The organism is Shewanella zhangzhouensis (genome assembly GCF_019457615.1).
In the GTDB taxonomy this organism is placed as follows: Bacteria; Pseudomonadota; Gammaproteobacteria; order Enterobacterales; family Shewanellaceae; genus Shewanella; species Shewanella zhangzhouensis.
Map to the genome: position 1 here is coordinate 2,475,452 of NZ_CP080414.1, position 16,285 is coordinate 2,491,736.

Below are 16,285 nucleotides of genomic sequence, written 5' to 3' on the forward strand. Positions count from 1 at the left end.
CATGCTGAAGCAGTTTTACGGCATTTGTCTCACATCGCTCATGTTCATCAGCCCGCTGGTGTCTGCCGATATCAAGGATGATCGGCAACAGTTTCTCAAGGCGGAAAAAGCCTTGCGGGAAGGTAATAAGGCCCAATATGCCAAGTTGAGAAAAAGCCTGGATGATTACCCCCTGGCCCTTTATCTCGACTTTGATGCCCAAATCGACAGTCTGGTGATGCTGCCGGGCAGTAAGGCCAAGACCGCTATTCAGGCGTTTCAGAATACGCCACTTTATAGCAACGCCCGCTACCGTTACCTGCTCACTGCCGCCAGGGGCGCTCGCTGGGAAGATTTTCTGACCATCAGCCCGGACACGCCAAAAGATACTGTGCTCCAATGCCACTACTATCATGCGTTACTGGCCCGGGGTGAAAAATCCCGCGCCTATGAAGGAGCCCGACGCTTGTGGCTAAACGGCAGCTCAATGCCGGATGCCTGCGATCCCTTGTTTATTAAATGGGCCAAAGCCGGGCATCGCAGCCAGGAGCTCATCTGGAGTCGTATGTTCCTCGCCTTTGAAGCCCGGGAAGCGTCACTCCTGAGCTATCTGGCCCAAAAGGTCACCAATTACCCCAAAGAAGCCCAAAAGTTGCTTGCCCTGTATAAGGATCCCCGAAACCTCAGGCACATGGACAGATACAAGGCCAAAGCGCCTGTGATGGCCGAAATGGTCGAGTTGGGACTCAAGGCGCTGGCACGCAAAGATTTGAAAGAAGCCGTGTCACTGCTGGGTAAATACGAAAAATCAGGCCGTTTCACCAAGGTTCAGGCCCAAAGCCTGCACGCCTTTATGGTTCGCCGCGTGTTACTCAGACAAGAAGAGTCACTGCTGAGCTATGCCGACAAACATGTGCCGCCCCTTGCATCGGACGACCTGACTGAGCTCAGGCTGCGCTGGGCAATACGGGATGGTGACGAAAATGCCATCAAGCGTTTTCTGCCGCTGCTGAGCAGTGAAACCGCGGCCAAGGAGCGCTGGCAATATTGGCGCCTCAGGTACGAAAATAGCGCGGACTTGAGTGACACCCTCTCGGCGCTGCTTGCAGCCGACAGAAGCTTCTACGGATTTCATGCTGCCCAATCCAAAGGCATGTCCCCTGCGCTCAATGAGGTTAAAGCGAGCGATGTAATCTCTGCCGCCGATGCCAATCTCATACCGGGAACAGAGCCCGCTCTGGCCAGGGTAAAAGAGCTCCTGGCCTTGGAGCGGCCACGTCAGGCCCGTGTTGAATGGCTCGGAATGCTTGGCCGGGAAGATGCCGAAGGCAAGGCGAAATATGGCAACTGGGCGGTAGAAAATGGGCTGTACGCCCTCGCCGTTGATGCGTCTATTCAAGGCAAGTTCTGGGACGATTTGGGTATGCGCTTCCCACCCGCCGAAGAGCAGAGTTTTGCCAGGGCCGCTAAACACCATAAGCTCAACGCTGAAGAACTGAGAGCCATCGCCCGCCGTGAAAGCGCGTTTAACCCCATAGCGCAATCCGCTGTGGGTGCGCGGGGGTTAATGCAGTTGATGCCGGCCACGGCCAAACAAACCGCCAAAAAACAAGGCATAAAGTACAGCGGTGAGGCGTCGCTGTACGAACCGGCGTTGAATATTCAGCTGGGCAGCGCCTATTACGCAAGCTTACTCGAGCGTTACAACAATAATCGGGTGCTGGCAACGGCGGCTTATAACGCCGGCCCCTCGAGGGTCAATGCCTGGCTTGCTCGCAGCGAGGGTAAACTGGATGTGATGTCCTTCATCGAATCCATCCCATTCACCGAGACCCGTGAATACGTGCAGGCCGTGTTCAGTTATCGGCTGATTTACGAGCATCGCAAAGGAAATCCCACCCCACTTTTCAGCGAGGCTGAAATGAAGTTCAAATACTGAATCGAGCCAGTTATGCATCGGGGGGCTGCTCCCTTTTAACAGTCCCCCTGTAACTGTCCACCTGTAAGAGCCCCTTTTACCAGTTACCTTGTGTCAGTCCCCTGAACAAGTCACCCGTTATCAGAGCGGCCGGCTGAGAGCCCTGAATATATTTACGGCATACGGCTCACAATAGGCAAAGAAAGGTCACATCGGGGTTGCAAAGCTGAGGTTAATGAGATTTATTTGCATTAACTTAAATCCCGGTGTGCACCATGACCTCATTTCCTGCCCCATGTCCCCGCCCCATTCTGATGGGCTGTGAATACCAACCGTTAATCTGCCTGGCTACCGGTAACACTGTCGCCTACGAAGCCCTGTCACGATTTTACAGCAGCGAGGGCCAGGCCATTGCCCCGAACAGGGTATTTGAAGTACTGCATGAGCGTCCGCAAGCGCTGGCAGAGCTTGAACTGGCGGCAAAAACATTCCAACTGCAGCACGCACCTCGGGGCATGCCATTGTATCTTAATCTGGATCCACACAGTTTGGCAGCCCAAAGCCCTGTGAGCACCGCACTGTCGGCCTTACTGAGTCAGCCCACAAACCCGCAGACGCTGGTTATTGAACTGATTGAAAATACCTGCATTAACGATGCCTTGATGGCGTCACAGCTGCTGAATTCTCTGCAAAGTGCAGGAATGCAGGTGGCGCTGGATGATGTGGGGGCACCCCATGCCATGTTATCCCTGGAGCTGCTATCCCGAGTTGATTGGGTTAAGTTCGACCGCCATTGGCTAAGCCGGTTAGATGTGGCAACGGATACCCATTTGCTTGATTCGCTGGTGTCCTATGCCAGAAACACCGCCAAGGGCACTGTAATAGAGGGAATAGAAACCCTGGCTCACTTTCAGCACGCGGCTTCGCTTGGCATCAACCTGGCTCAGGGATTTCTCTTTCAAGACAGGTTCTTACAACCCGGTGACAAGGCAATTATTTCGGCGTCGATTCTTCGGGCATTTGATGGCTGTAACGCTGGATCACTTATCGAAAATTGCGCATAGTAAGACTTTGAGTTCCCCCTGAGGATGAAAGGATGCAGGAAAACACCGCAGCCCAAAATGCCACCGAACTGGAAAATCTGATTGCCCAATTACAACGGGTACTGCTGGGTAAACCCAAGCAAATTCGTCTGGCACTTTGCTGTGTACTGGCCCGCGGACACCTGCTGATTGAAGACCTGCCCGGAATGGGTAAAACCAGTCTCAGCCAGGCCATGGCAAAGAGCCTTGGCCTCACTTATCAACGAGTTCAGTTTACCAGCGACATGTTGCCTGCCGATATCCTTGGGGTATCCATCTACGATAAGGCAATGAACCAGTTTGTATTTCATCCAGGTCCGTTGTTTCGCCAGATGGTGCTTGCCGATGAGATTAACCGCGCCAGCCCCAAGACCCAAAGCGCACTGCTGGAGGCCATGGCCGAAGGTCAAATCACGGTCGATGGTAATACCCATCCACTGCCCAAACCGTTTTTCGTGATTGCAACGCAAAACCCCACCGATCAATCGGGCACCTTCCCCCTGCCCGAGTCCCAGCTTGACCGTTTCATGATGCGAATATCCCTGGGGTATCCGAGTAAAGAAGCCGAGCTTGCCATGCTCAAAGGGCAAGGGGAAAACCCGGCTTCAGCGTTGCCCCAGTGCATCAGTCCACTGGGTTTGATGCAACTTCAGGCAGAGGTAGACAAAATCACCAGCTCAAATGCGGTGCTGCACTACTTATTGGCATTGGTAGAGGAAACCCGCACACAGGGTGAAGGCTACGGCCTGTCGCCCAGAGCCACCAAGGCCCTGCTCGCCTGTGGCAAAGCCTGGGCGTTTCTCAGTGGCCGCCAGTTCATGGTGCCGGAAGATCTGCAGGCTGTGTTTGTGGCAGTTGCACAGCACAGGCTCAGAGCCAGCAGCCAGCATCAGGGCCAAAGTCTGGCCGAACGTGTCCTTGGCGCCGTGAATCCCATCCGCTGATGGCAAAGGGTATATCTGTCAGACTGGAGCCATTCCTTGCAAGGCGTTTACCGCCCGCACGGGAGCAAACCCTCAGCCACAAGGGGATCTTTATTTTACCCAGTGGTTTTGGGCTTGCCTGGCTGGTGTTAACCACCTTGCTGTATCTGCTGGGCACCAATTATCAAAACAATCTCATCATTGGCATCAGTCTGCTGCTCGTCAGCCTGTTTGTCAGTTGCATTATTTACAGCTATCGCAATCTCGAGGGCCTGACCCTGAAGCGGTTAACACTGCCTCCCATCTACGCGGGTGAAACCCTCGCCATGCCATTACAGCTAAGTACCCAAAGAGATGCCCATCAAATCGCCCTCGCCTATCCCGACATCAAGCCTGTGTATGCGTCGGCCAATACCACACCTGTCGAGGTGCTCATTCCTATCCCCACTAAGAAGCGCGGCATATTAAGCCCCGGACGTATGAAGGTTGAGTCCCGCTTCCCGCTTGGATTAATGAGAACCTGGACCTGGGTTGATCTCGACATCGCTCACCCCGTATTTGCCGCCCACAGGCAGGATACCCTTATTCAAATACCAGAATCTGACGGGGATACCCATGAGCAAGGCTCTTTGGTCAGTGGCATGGATGAATATCAGGGGCTTAAGAGCTATATCCCGGGAGAATCCCTCAAACAGGTCGCCTGGAAACAATTGGCACAGGGACGGGGCATGTTATCCAAAGATTTTGCCATGCCCCAGGGCGCGCCACGCTGGTTGAGTTTGCCCCTTCAGATGCCAGAGGGCCGGGAACACTGGCTCTCGGTGCTCTCTTATTGGGTGGATGAACTGAGTAGTCGGCAACAGATCTTTGGGCTCAGTTTACCCGGAGTAAACATTGCTCCCTCTTCCGGGGACCCCCATCGTCTGGCCTGTCAGGTAGCGATCGCCACCTTCGATTGTGCTCCAAGTCCCAATACGGCTGGAACTGAAGCTGAATCTGGCCCGAAAGCCAGGACTCAATCGCAACCTCACATGGAAGGACATGAGTGATGGGACCTTCCACCAAACACCACGCAGAAATCATCGGCCGCAGTACCCTCTTTTGGTTGCTGCTGACTCACTTTGCCCTCATAGCCCCCCTTGCCGATAAATCGACCCCATGGACCCTTGCCATCAGTGCCATCTGTCTGGTTTGGCGGGTTGGGATTTTCTACGGCCGCGTCGCGCGGCCACCTCGTCTTTTGGTCACAGGGCTTGGCATTGCCTCTGCCGTCACACTGGCGTTGGTTGGCAAACAGATAGGTTTTCTCAATGCCTTGATGAACCTGCTAATCCTCGGTTACTCACTGAAAACCATCGAAATATTGGGTAAGCGAGATGTGCGCACTGTGATTCTGGTGGGCTATTTCCTGATTGCCATCAACCTCATTGATAATCAGGGGATTGGTGCCATGGCACTCGCGCTGGCACTCTTTTGGCTTAACACCCAGTCTCTGCTGACTCTTTATCGCGACCCCGGAGGCAAGCGCGATGCCCTCGCAATCAAACTGGTACTGCAAAGCCTGCCATTGGCCATACTGCTGTTTTTGGTGTTGCCACGCCTGCCACCACTTTGGATGGTACCCAGCCTCAAGAGCAGTATCACGGGCCTTGGAAATGAAGTCGGATTTGGCGACATCAGTAAACTGACCCAATCCGATGCGCTGGCATTCAGAGCCAGATTCGATGGTCAGGTGCCAGCCAATCCTGAGCTTTATTGGCGCGCGCTGGTGATGGAAGACTACGATGGGTCCCATTGGCGCCAACACAGCGGAATAAAACGCCTAGAGCGGGAAGCGTTTTTACTGGGCAGCGGCCGCGCCGCGCCCGCGGACGAACCACCACAGACGACAAACCGTCCCCGGAAAGCCCCATTGAGTTACGAGGTCATCGCCGAACCAAGTGGTCAGCGATGGCTGTTCGGTTTGGATGTGGCCTATTCAGATACGCCGGGCGTGGTTAACCTGCCCGACTATCGCCTTTTTGCATTAAGGCCTCTGGATGGACGCTTTCAGTACCGGGCCCGCGCCTTTGATGCCCGGATGGACTCAAGGCTCCCAGACAGTGTGAAACGCCTTAATCTTTCGCTTCCCGATGGCATTAATCCCCGTACCCGCGATCTGGTGAGTCAGCTCAAGGCCGAAAGCGATTCACCACAAGACTTTATTCAAAGGCTGATGACAAGGTTTCGTACTGAAGCCTATTTCTACACCCTGTCACCACCACCGGTGGGCACCGCTCAGATAGATGATTTCCTGTTTGACAATAAACAAGGTTTTTGTGTGCATTACGCCACCGCGCTGACCTTTATGGCCAGAGCCGCAGGAATCCCGGCGCGCCTTGTCTCGGGTTATCAGGGCGGCGAGCTGAACCCCGGGGCAGGTTATGTCAGCGTGTATCAGTATATGGCCCACGCCTGGAGTGAGGTTTGGTTTGAAGGCCAGGGTTGGGTTCGGGTGGACCCCACCGCCATGATAGCCCCCTCCCGTATCCTCGATGGTTTTGATGCCACTTTCAACCCGGATGAGAGTTACCTGGCGGAAAATCTGTTCAGCGGACACAGATTAAAAGAGATCCCCTGGCTGAATAACCTCAGGCTGCAACTGGCCAGTATTGATTATTACTGGAGTGTGTGGGTGCTGGGTTTTGACAATGAACGCAGGGAAGGTTTGTTAAACCGTCTGCTTGGCGGCCTTAAACCCGCCCGCCTTATCCTGTTTGTATTGGGGATAAGTGGTGTCATCTTGCTGTTTGTGGCCTGGCAGGCGGGCATATTGAGATTACCCAGCAGGCAACCACCCTTGCTTATGGCATTTGCACGGATTGAAAAGTCCCTGACATCTATTGGGCTGCCACGGGAGATTTCCGAAGGCCCCGGGGATTATGCGGCCCGTGTGGGCGCAGTGATTCCGCTACTGGCGGCCGACCTTATCCGCTGGGCCCAGCAGTTCTGTCACCTGAGGTATAGCAGTGACAAACCAAGCCCGAGGGCACTGCAACGCTTTGTGAAAGAAAGCCGTGTCCTTGCCAGACGTATCCGTAAACAAGGCAAAATTTCAGCGGCCAGCCCTGACTGAGTTGAATGGGCTAAGTCAGTCTCATACAATGAGTTTTCTTTGCGCTAGGTAGCTTTTATCGCTCCCGGCAGCAAGGCCCTTCCTTGGGGACGCATTTATCAAAGGGATAGCATGTTCACACTCGTTCAGTCCAATCACATGGAGCGCCTCGCAAAACGCCTGGCAGACGAACTTAATCAGGCATCAGGCAATGTGCTGGCATCTGACCAGATTTTGGTACAAAGCCCAGGTATGGCGACCTGGCTGAGATTGGAAATTGCAGCCCACAATGGCATCGCCGCCGCCTTGAGCTTCCCTCTGCCTTCGAATTTTATCTGGTCACTCTGTTATGCCTTGTTGCCGGGAGTTCCCAAGGAAAACGCCTTTACCAAGGATGCCATGACCTGGAAGTTGATGGCACTGCTGCCAAGACTGATTAATATGCCCCATTTCGAGCCACTGCGGGACTATTTAAGCAGTGACTCTCCGCTAAAATTGTTTCAACTGGCGAGCCGGGTTGCGGACATTTTCGACCAGTATCTGGTTTACCGCCCCGATTGGATAGTGGCATGGGAACAGGGTGAAAACAGTCTCAGTGCAATCGGTAGCCCGCTGACGCAAGAAGCTACCCTGCCCGATAATTGTCTGTGGCAACCTATGCTATGGCGCGCCTTGGTGCAATACAACCGGGATGAACTGGGGCAAAGCCATTGGCACCGCGCCAATTTACATCAGGCACTGGTGGCAGCACTGTCAAACCCAACCACAGATATCAGTGCTCTGCCCAGGCGGCTCTATGTCTTTGGTATTTCATCTTTGCCACCCCAAACCCTGGAAGTGCTTTACGCCCTTGGCAGCCGCATTCCTGTGACCATGCTGAGCCTGAGTCCCTGCCGCCAATATTGGGGTGACATAGTCGACAGCAAACTCAGGGCCAAGCTGGCGCTGAAATACAAAGCCCACAAGATGCTGCCGGAGCACTGGGAAGAAACCCTCGAAGTGGGCAACCCCTTGCTCGCAGCCAACGGCAAAATGGGTCGGGAGCTGCTTGATTTGGTGCTCTCGCTGCCGCCCGAGCATTTCACCCTGGACGACAGTGGCTATGAAGAGAACGATGGCAGCCATCTCCTGGGCAGGTTGCAAAACGATATTCTGGATATGGAAGTCGCAGGAACGCCGCTTTGTGCGGATCTGGCCCGCTATCAATCCAACGAGGGCAAGTTTCTGCTGGATGAGCAGGATCACAGCCTGGTCCTGCGAAGCTGTCACAGCCCGCTTCGGGAAGTCGAAACCCTGCACGACCACCTCCTTGGTCTGCTGTCAGACAGTCAGGGCACGCTCTGTGCCAAAAACATAGTGGTGATGCTGCCCGATGTTGCCGCTTACGCGCCCTTTATTGATGCCGTGTTTGCTTCCCGCAGGGGCGAACACTACATCCCCTACGCCATCGCCGATCGGGGTGCGGTAGAGGAATCCCCCCTGATCCACGGTTTCCTGACCTTGCTGGACATCAATCACAGCCGCTTTGGCTTGTCGGAAATTCTCGGCTTGCTGGAAATTCCTGCGGTGATGGCGAAATTTAAACTGGATGAGGAAGAGCTTTCCCGTCTCGGTAACTGGCTCAGTGAGGCTGGCGTACGCTGGGGGCGGGATGCCCAAAGCCGGGAAAGACTCGGCTTACCCGCTTTTGACAAGCATTCATGGGCCTTTGGCATCCGCCGATTGCTGCTGGGCTTTTCCCTGGGCGACGAAGGGGATTTTTATCACGGTACCCTTCCATTTGCGGGTGTTGAGGGCCAGCAAGCCCAGTGTATAGGTAAATTGCTGGACTTTATTGAGCATCTCGATGAATTTGCAGCACGTTTTGCTGCCGCCGATAGCCTTGTGCTCAAGTTTGCGGAGCTTAGCCGCCTCACAGAGACCCTGTTTGCGCCGCTGCCGGAATATCAGGAAGAGCTGAATCTTATACGGGAAACCCTCAGTGATACCCAAAAAGCCCTCCAATCGTCGGCAAGCAGCGAAAGCAACCTGAGCGACATTTCACTGGAGGTTATCCGCCAAACCCTTGCCAGCAAACTCACCGATGCCCGGGTCGGGCAGCGTTTTCTGGCTGGCTCAGTGAATTTCTGTACCCTGATGCCCATGCGATCCATTCCCTTTAACGTGGTGTGTTTGCTTGGCATGAATGAAGGCATTTACCCCAGGGTGCAGCATCCCGTGGGCTTCGATCTGATGGCGAAAACGCCCGCACGCCGGGGCGATCGTTCCCGGCGTCTGGACGACAGATACCTGTTTCTGGAAGCCCTGCTGTCAGCGAGGGAGCAGCTTTACATCAGCTTTATTGGCCGCAGCGAACGGGACGACAGCGAGCGCCTGCCATCCATGCTGGTCAGTGAGCTGCTGGACTACTGTGAACTGAGCGCTTATGTCCCTCAGGGCAGTCTGGTTAAACGTTTGGTTAAACAGCAGCCGCTGCAACCCTTCGACCAAAGGCTGTATCTGCCCCATCAGGACATCACTGCTAGTTTTGCCGCCCAGTGGTGCCCGCAGGAACACCGTCCGCCCAAACCCTTTATCGATGCAGCGCTGGACGAAGTGGATGAAGATGAGCAAAAAATGCTGGAGCTTGCATCCCTCATCCGCTTCTACCGGGATCCGGCACGCTTTTTCTGCCAGCGACGACTCAGGCTCGACTTAAGCCACAGACTCGATGCGCTGGATGACAGCGAACCCTTTGATGTGGATGCCCTCGGGCGCTACCAACTGCAGGATAAGATGCTCAATGCCGCCCTGGAAGCAGATGAAGTCAGGCAGCAGCAGGCGGTGGATACGCTGTGTGACAGACTTGCCGGGGCCGGGGCCTTACCCATGGCACCGTTCGACAAGCTGCTCTTTACCAGTTACCAACGGGATCTGGCGCCCATTCTCGACCGATGTCGCTTTATCATGGGTGAGACCGAGGGACAAAGCCTGAGGATTTCCCTCGCCCTGAATAAAGGGCATAAACTGGTCGGCACCATAGACAAGGTTTTTGCCAAAGGCCTCCTGGTGGCAAGACCGGGCACCGCCAAGGCCAAAGATGTGCTGGCGTTGTATCTGCGCCACCTTTGTCTGTGCGCCTCAGGTTACCGGCAGAGCAGTTTCCTGTTGGATGTGGGTAACTTCCATGCCTTTTTACCCCTCACGCCGGATAACGCCCTGGCAAGCCTTGAGGATTTTATCAGCCACTATTTCGAGGCCGTGCACACGCCATCGCCACTGATCCCTGCCCTAGCCATGACCTACATAGAGGCCCTCGCCGAAGGGGCAAGTGCGGAAGAGTCCTTGGCAGAAATCAGTACCAAATGGGATGACGGCAACGGTATGGGCGAAATTGCTGAGCCCCACAACGAGCGCCTGTTTGAATTTCCCGCAAGCTTCGCCACACCGGCGTTCACCGTCCTCGCTGAGCGTTTGTGGCGGCCGCTCCTTGGCCGCTGCTACAAGGGGAAACTCGGTGATCTTGCTGACTTTGTCAGTAACCCATCGTCAATACCGCCCCTATTGAGCCTCGAGGCCAACACTGACTGGGCTAACACTGACTGTACTGAGCACATCGGTATACAGACCGGCAACGTCAAGCACCAGGGACAGGGAGAATAAGATGCAAGCCTCAATGCCTTTGGATGCCTTTACCCTGCCTTTTGACGGTGCACGCCTGATTGAAGCCAGCGCCGGCACAGGCAAAACCTACACCATCGCCAATCTGTATTTGCGCCTCTTGCTGGGTATTGGCCAGCCGCGTCCTTTCAAGGTGGAAGAAATCCTGGTGGTGACTTTCACCAATGCCGCCACCAGTGAACTCAGAGACAGGATCAGACGCCGAATTCAGGATGGCTTTCGCCTCTGCCTCGGCGAGCCCAGCGAAGACAGATTTCTCACTCAGCTTCTAGACGCACTCCCCGACAGACAGCTGGCCCTAAGGCAGCTGGACCTGGCACTCAAGACCCTGGATGAAGCGGCCATCTACACCATCCACGGCTTTTGCCAGCGGGTTTTGTCGGATATGGCCTTTGAGTCTGCGCTCCTGTTTGAAAGCGAATTTACCCTGGACGACAGCGAACTCTTGTCCATGGCAGCCGCGGATTTCTGGCGCGCACACTGTTATCCCCTGAGCACAGACATCGCGGCCCTGGTACAGGAAAAATTTGCCTCGCCCAGGGCGCTGGAGATAGAGCTTAAGTCACTGCTTGGGGCAAGAGATGCCGCCGTCAACATTCGGGTGGATGATTTCAGTGAGCTTGCCAGCGGATTCAGTGCAAGAATCGCCAGGCTTCGTCTGGCCTGGCAACGTCAGGCAGAAGACACCTTCAGCGCACTCACTCAATTGCCCCTTAACGGCGTGAGCTACGGGAAGGCCGCAGATGGTTTCCCCAAACTTAAAAAACACTGGGATACCATGACGGCATGGGCGCTTCGCGGTGAAGGTTCGCCACCAGAAAAAGCCATGCAGGCCCTCGCCTATGGCAATATCAAGCTCAACAAAGGGGGGCAATTACCGGGCCCTGAAACACTTTCGCTGCTGGTGCAAATTGATGAGCTGCTGCACGCGCAGGAAAACCTGTTACCGGCATTCCTGGTGCTTGCCAGAAACGAGATACAGGCACGATTCGATGCCCTCAAGGCCGAACGCAATCTCATGGCACCCGATGACCTGCTGAAACACCTGGCAAAAGCGCTTGGCGTTCAGGGGTCAGGCTCAGTGCCTGTGTCCGACATCGATAGGGATATCGCCCTCAGGCTATCTTCAGAAGTAGCCAGCCGTTTCCCCATGGCATTGATTGACGAATTTCAGGACACAGATCCACTGCAGTTTGCCATTTTCAGTGCCCTGTACCGTCAGCAGCCAAAGGCTCAGGGGCTACTGATGATTGGCGACCCCAAACAAGCCATTTATGCCTTTCGGGGCGGCGATATTCATACCTATCTGGGGGCAAGACGCACCGCGGCGGCCCACTATAGTCTGGGGACCAATTACCGCTCTTCCAGCGCCATGGTGCGGGCGGTCAATGCCGTCTTCAGTGCCCGGGAGCGGGTGTTTTTAAGTGATGAAATCCCCTTCGAGCCGGTTGCAGCCTCCGATAAAGGTGCCAAAACGCTGCTGATTGATGGCAAGCCCCAGGGGCCTGCACTGCAAATCGCCTTACTTGGGGAAGACCCCGAAAAGGGATTAAATAAACAAACGGCCAGAACCCTGATGGCAGAAGATGCTGCTGCCCATATAGGCCAGTTGCTCGGTCTTGCGGCAAATGGCCGTGCGGTACTTGCCGACAAGCAAAGGCCGCTCTTGGCCAAAGACATTGCCGTGCTGGTCAGAGACAGAAACGAAGCGGCATTTATCAAAGATGCCCTCACCCGGCGCAATATCGGCGCCGTGTTTTTGTCCCGGGACAATGTGTTTGCCACCAAGGAAGCCTCGGAGCTGCTGCATGTGCTGGCCGCACTTGCCCAGCCAAGGGATGAAAAACGCCTTCGTGCAGCCATGGCCACCCGGCTGATGGGCTGGACCCTCAGCGAGATAGCGGCCTTCAATCAGGACGAGGAAGCCCGTCGCCAGGCACTGGAGTGTTTTGATCGCTGGCATCAGCGCTGGCAAAAACAGGGTGTCATGCCCGCCTTAATGGCCTTTGCCGACGACACCCGACTGCTTGAGCGCCTCGGGGGAGATAACGAAGCCGACAGGCGCCTGACCGACTTTCGCCACCTGTGCGAATTGCTCGAGCAGGCCGCGGCGTCGCTCGACGGTATAAGTGCGCTCCTCGGCTGGTTTGAGCAGGCGCTGCTGGACCCCGGTAGTGACGAAGCCATGCAGCTGAGGCTCGAGAGCGAACAAAACCTGGTACAGATAGTCACCATCCACAAAAGTAAGGGGCTGGAATACGGCCTCTGTTATATCCCCTTTTTAAGTCTGGCCAGAGACAGTCGCGGCAAGCCTTCGCCACTTGTCTACCACAAGGATGACAGGCTGGTGTGGGACCTGCTGCAAACCGATGAAGGCGTCGAATGCTATGATGCCGAACGTCTGGGTGAAGATCTGCGTTTGCTGTATGTGGCGCTCACCCGCCCTGTGTACGGCTGTCGTCTGGGGCTTGCCAATCACAGCCGCATGCTCAAAGCCGGGATAAGCAGTGAAGTGCACAAGACCGCATTGGGCTTCTTGCTTGGCATCGACAGCAAGGATTGCGACATCAACGCACTGCGCCAGGCCGCAGAGCGCATCTGCAGCCATGCAAATGGCAGCGATATCATGGGTGTAGCGGACATTATCCAAGATGATCTGACGCCCCTTGAAAGTGCAGAGCCTGCAAGCACCGAGCCGCCAAGAGCGCGAACCCCAAACCGAATTGGCGAAGAAGCGTGGCGCGTTGGCAGCTATTCGGCGCTGATTGCCCAGGGAGCTGGCCATACAGAACATCATAGTGATGCCGTCTGGACCAACGAAGAAACCACGGTCCCCGCCATTCCAGGCGCCGGCGATGAGTCGTTTTCAGTGCTGGAGCTGCCGCTTCCCTTTGAACAGTCAGAATCTCAGGATGCCGCGGCACTGAGCCGTTTTTCTTTCCCCCGTGGCGCCAATGCCGGCAGCTTTATGCACCAGGTACTGGAGCTTATCCGCTTTGATGCAGTGGCCGAAACCTTGCCCGAAGTGCTGCCCGATGCCATGGCCCATTTTGGTATCGAAAGCCTGTGGCAACCCGTGTTGGATGCCTGGTATCAGGATCTGATGCAGGCGGCACTTCAGGATGACAAAGGCCAGTTTGCACTCGGCGCCCTGTCACCTGCCAACCTGCTGGTTGAAATGGAGTTTTACTTGCCTGTCACCCGACTTAAGCCCGGGGCTTTGGGGGATTTGCTGGCACTCTATGGTTATCGCTGTGACTTTGGGTTCGATACCCTTAACGGCATGCTAAAGGGCTTTATCGACCTTTGCTTCAGCCATGACGGCCGCTATTACATCGCCGATTACAAGTCCAATCATCTGGGTGATACCCTCGGTCACTATCACAGGGACGCCATGCACACTGCAATCCGGGATCATCACTACGATTTGCAATACCTGCTCTATACCCTGGCGCTGCACCGACTGCTGAGAAGCCGGCTGGCGAACTACGACTATGACAACGATTTTGGCGGTTGTTTTTACCTGTTCCTGAGGGGCATGTCGGCCTCATCTCCCGGTACGGGCGTGTATTTTGACAAGCCCCCCAAGCTATTGATCCAAGCGCTGGACGCCTTGTTTGAAGGTCAGGAGATCCGGCTATGATTGAACTTTCAGGCAAGCCCTGCAGCAGCGAAGCCTTCAAAGATCAGCTGAAACTGTGGCAATCACAGGGAGAGCTGTCATCACTGGACCGCCACTTTGCCCTGCAGATGGCAGAGCTTCACAATGACGATTCGCCGCTGATGCTGCTGATGTGCGTTTTGGTCTCAAGGCAGCTTTCCCGTCAGCATCCCTGTCTTGATTTAAGCGCATTGATGCTCGCCAACCCAATGGGCACACGTCAGGCGCAGTTGCGCATTCTGGCTGATTACCCAGCACTTTTGCGTGCCGTTGCCAATCTCGATGCCGTTGGCACCCCGGATGAAAACAAGCCGCTGATTTTAGAGGGTAAACGTCTCTACCTTAAGCGCTATCAAGGCTTTGAGAGCCGGGTAGCGGCGCGGCTTAACGCCATGGCAGGTACTGAGTTTGGTACGCATCCCCACACGGCGGCGCTGCTGGAGGCGCTCTTTGGGGCAGGCAAGGAGGCCATCGACTGGCAAAAAATTGCGGTGGCCACCGCCGCAGGAAAACAGCTGACTGTCATCACAGGTGGCCCGGGCACGGGTAAAACCACCACGGTAACCAAGTTGCTTTTGCTCCTGTCACTGTCGTCTTCCCTGAATATCCGCATGGTAGCCCCCACGGGCAAGGCGGCGGCCAGGCTGTCGGAGTCCATCAAGGCCAGCAAGCAGCGTCTGGCGCAGGAGTTAAACTCGCCCCTCATATCCCAGGGCGCCATTGAAAACCTGCCGGAAGATGCCTCGACCCTTCACCGTCTGCTTGGCTATCAACCCGGCAACCACAGATTCCGCCACCACAGAGACAATCCGCTGGATTTGGACCTATTGCTGGTGGATGAGGCCTCCATGGTGGATTTGCCCATGATGGACCGCCTGCTCGATGCCCTGCCAAGCCACGCCCGGTTAATTTTGCTGGGCGATCAGGACCAGCTGGCTTCAGTGGAAGCCGGCGCTGTGCTAGCGGATATTTGTGAAGGCGCGCGCCAGGGCTACCGCTACAGCGCGGTACAAACTGCACGCATCGAGGCGCTGGCAGGTACAAGGCTTGCTCACAGCGCAGACGCCCCCGGGCTTGGCGATAACCTGTGCCGACTGCTCCACAGCCACAGATTTGCCGAAGATGCCGGTATTGGTCAGCTCGCCATGGCGGTAAATGAAGGCGACAAAGAGAAAGTCGCTGCGGTTTGGCACAAGAACTATGCCGAGCTCTGCTGGATCTCCGGCGACAACAGTGATGGGCTCGCAGCCCTGGTGCAACTCGCCAAATCCGCCTACAGCGAGTATTTACAGGCGATGAAACAGCAGGCCGACCCGAAAACCATACTGCAAAAGTACAATGAATTTCGCGTGCTCTGCGCCATGAAAAACGGCGAGTATGGCGTTGAAGGTATCAATAGGGCCGTCACCGCTGCCCTTGCCAGAGCCGGGCTGATACAGCCAAGCCAGGAGTTTTATGCCGGGCGTCCGGTCATGATCCAGAGTAACGATTACAGTCTTGGGCTCTTTAACGGCGACATTGGCATACTGCTCCCGGTAGAGGGGAACAACCAGCGTCTGATGGCTCATTTTATTCAAAGTGATGGGCAGGTACTTAAAGTCCTGCCGGCAAGACTGCCAGGACACGATACCTGCTACGCCATGACAGTGCACAAGAGTCAGGGCAGTGAATTTGCCTCGGTAGCGCTGTCCCTGCCGCCACAGCCTACCCCCTCACAACAGAGTTTGATTGGCCGAGAGCTGATTTACACCGCCATTACCCGGGCCAAGTCGAAGTTTACCTGCCTGGGGACAGAGACACTGTTTGAGGCCGCAACTGAGCGTCGTACCGAGCGGGCGTCGGGGCTGGCAGAGCGCTTGTGGCATGAGCATTAAATCTCAGTCATCTTCCTTGCGCCCCCTACGCGGGCTCATTACACTGCTCCTTTTGCCGGGAAAAGTCTTTACGCCGGTTTTACGTCTTTTGGAG

The 16,285-nt window shown here is 55.4% G+C and carries 8 protein-coding genes; all 8 read left to right on the forward strand.

Annotated elements, in window-relative coordinates:
* The first annotated feature begins 1 nt into the window (after position 1).
* Positions 2-1,918 (forward strand): transglycosylase SLT domain-containing protein, encoded by a 1,917-nt coding sequence (locus K0H63_RS10705; RefSeq protein WP_220064673.1) that lies wholly within the window; start codon positions 2-4, stop codon positions 1,916-1,918.
* 254 nt (positions 1,919-2,172) lie between these two features.
* Complete coding sequence (locus K0H63_RS10710; protein ID WP_220064674.1) at positions 2,173-2,961, forward strand: EAL domain-containing protein; 789 nt, start codon at positions 2,173-2,175, stop codon at positions 2,959-2,961.
* A 32-nt stretch (positions 2,962-2,993) separates the two neighbouring features.
* Positions 2,994-3,923, forward strand: a complete 930-nt coding sequence (locus tag K0H63_RS10715) for an AAA family ATPase (RefSeq protein WP_220064675.1) — start codon at positions 2,994-2,996, stop codon at positions 3,921-3,923.
* The gene (locus tag K0H63_RS10720; RefSeq protein ID WP_220064676.1) at positions 3,923-4,951 is read left to right on the forward strand and encodes a DUF58 domain-containing protein; all 1,029 of its coding nucleotides are present in this window, start codon (positions 3,923-3,925) and stop codon (positions 4,949-4,951) included. The genes K0H63_RS10715 and K0H63_RS10720 overlap by 1 nt, the downstream gene beginning before the upstream one ends.
* The gene (locus tag K0H63_RS10725; protein ID WP_258405569.1) at positions 4,951-7,017 is read left to right on the forward strand and encodes a transglutaminase TgpA family protein; all 2,067 of its coding nucleotides are present in this window, start codon (positions 4,951-4,953) and stop codon (positions 7,015-7,017) included. The genes K0H63_RS10720 and K0H63_RS10725 overlap by 1 nt, the downstream gene beginning before the upstream one ends.
* 111 nt (positions 7,018-7,128) lie before the next feature.
* Complete coding sequence (recC, locus tag K0H63_RS10730) at positions 7,129-10,638, forward strand: exodeoxyribonuclease V subunit gamma (RefSeq protein WP_220064678.1); 3,510 nt, start codon at positions 7,129-7,131, stop codon at positions 10,636-10,638.
* A gap of 1 nt (position 10,639) precedes the next feature.
* Complete coding sequence (gene recB / locus K0H63_RS10735) at positions 10,640-14,299, forward strand: exodeoxyribonuclease V subunit beta (RefSeq protein ID WP_220064679.1); 3,660 nt, start codon at positions 10,640-10,642, stop codon at positions 14,297-14,299.
* Entirely contained in the window at positions 14,296-16,191 is a 1,896-nt protein-coding gene (recD, locus tag K0H63_RS10740; protein WP_220064680.1) for an exodeoxyribonuclease V subunit alpha, read from the forward strand. Before recB ends, recD begins: the two co-directional genes overlap by 4 nt.
* Positions 16,192-16,285 lie beyond the last annotated feature (94 nt).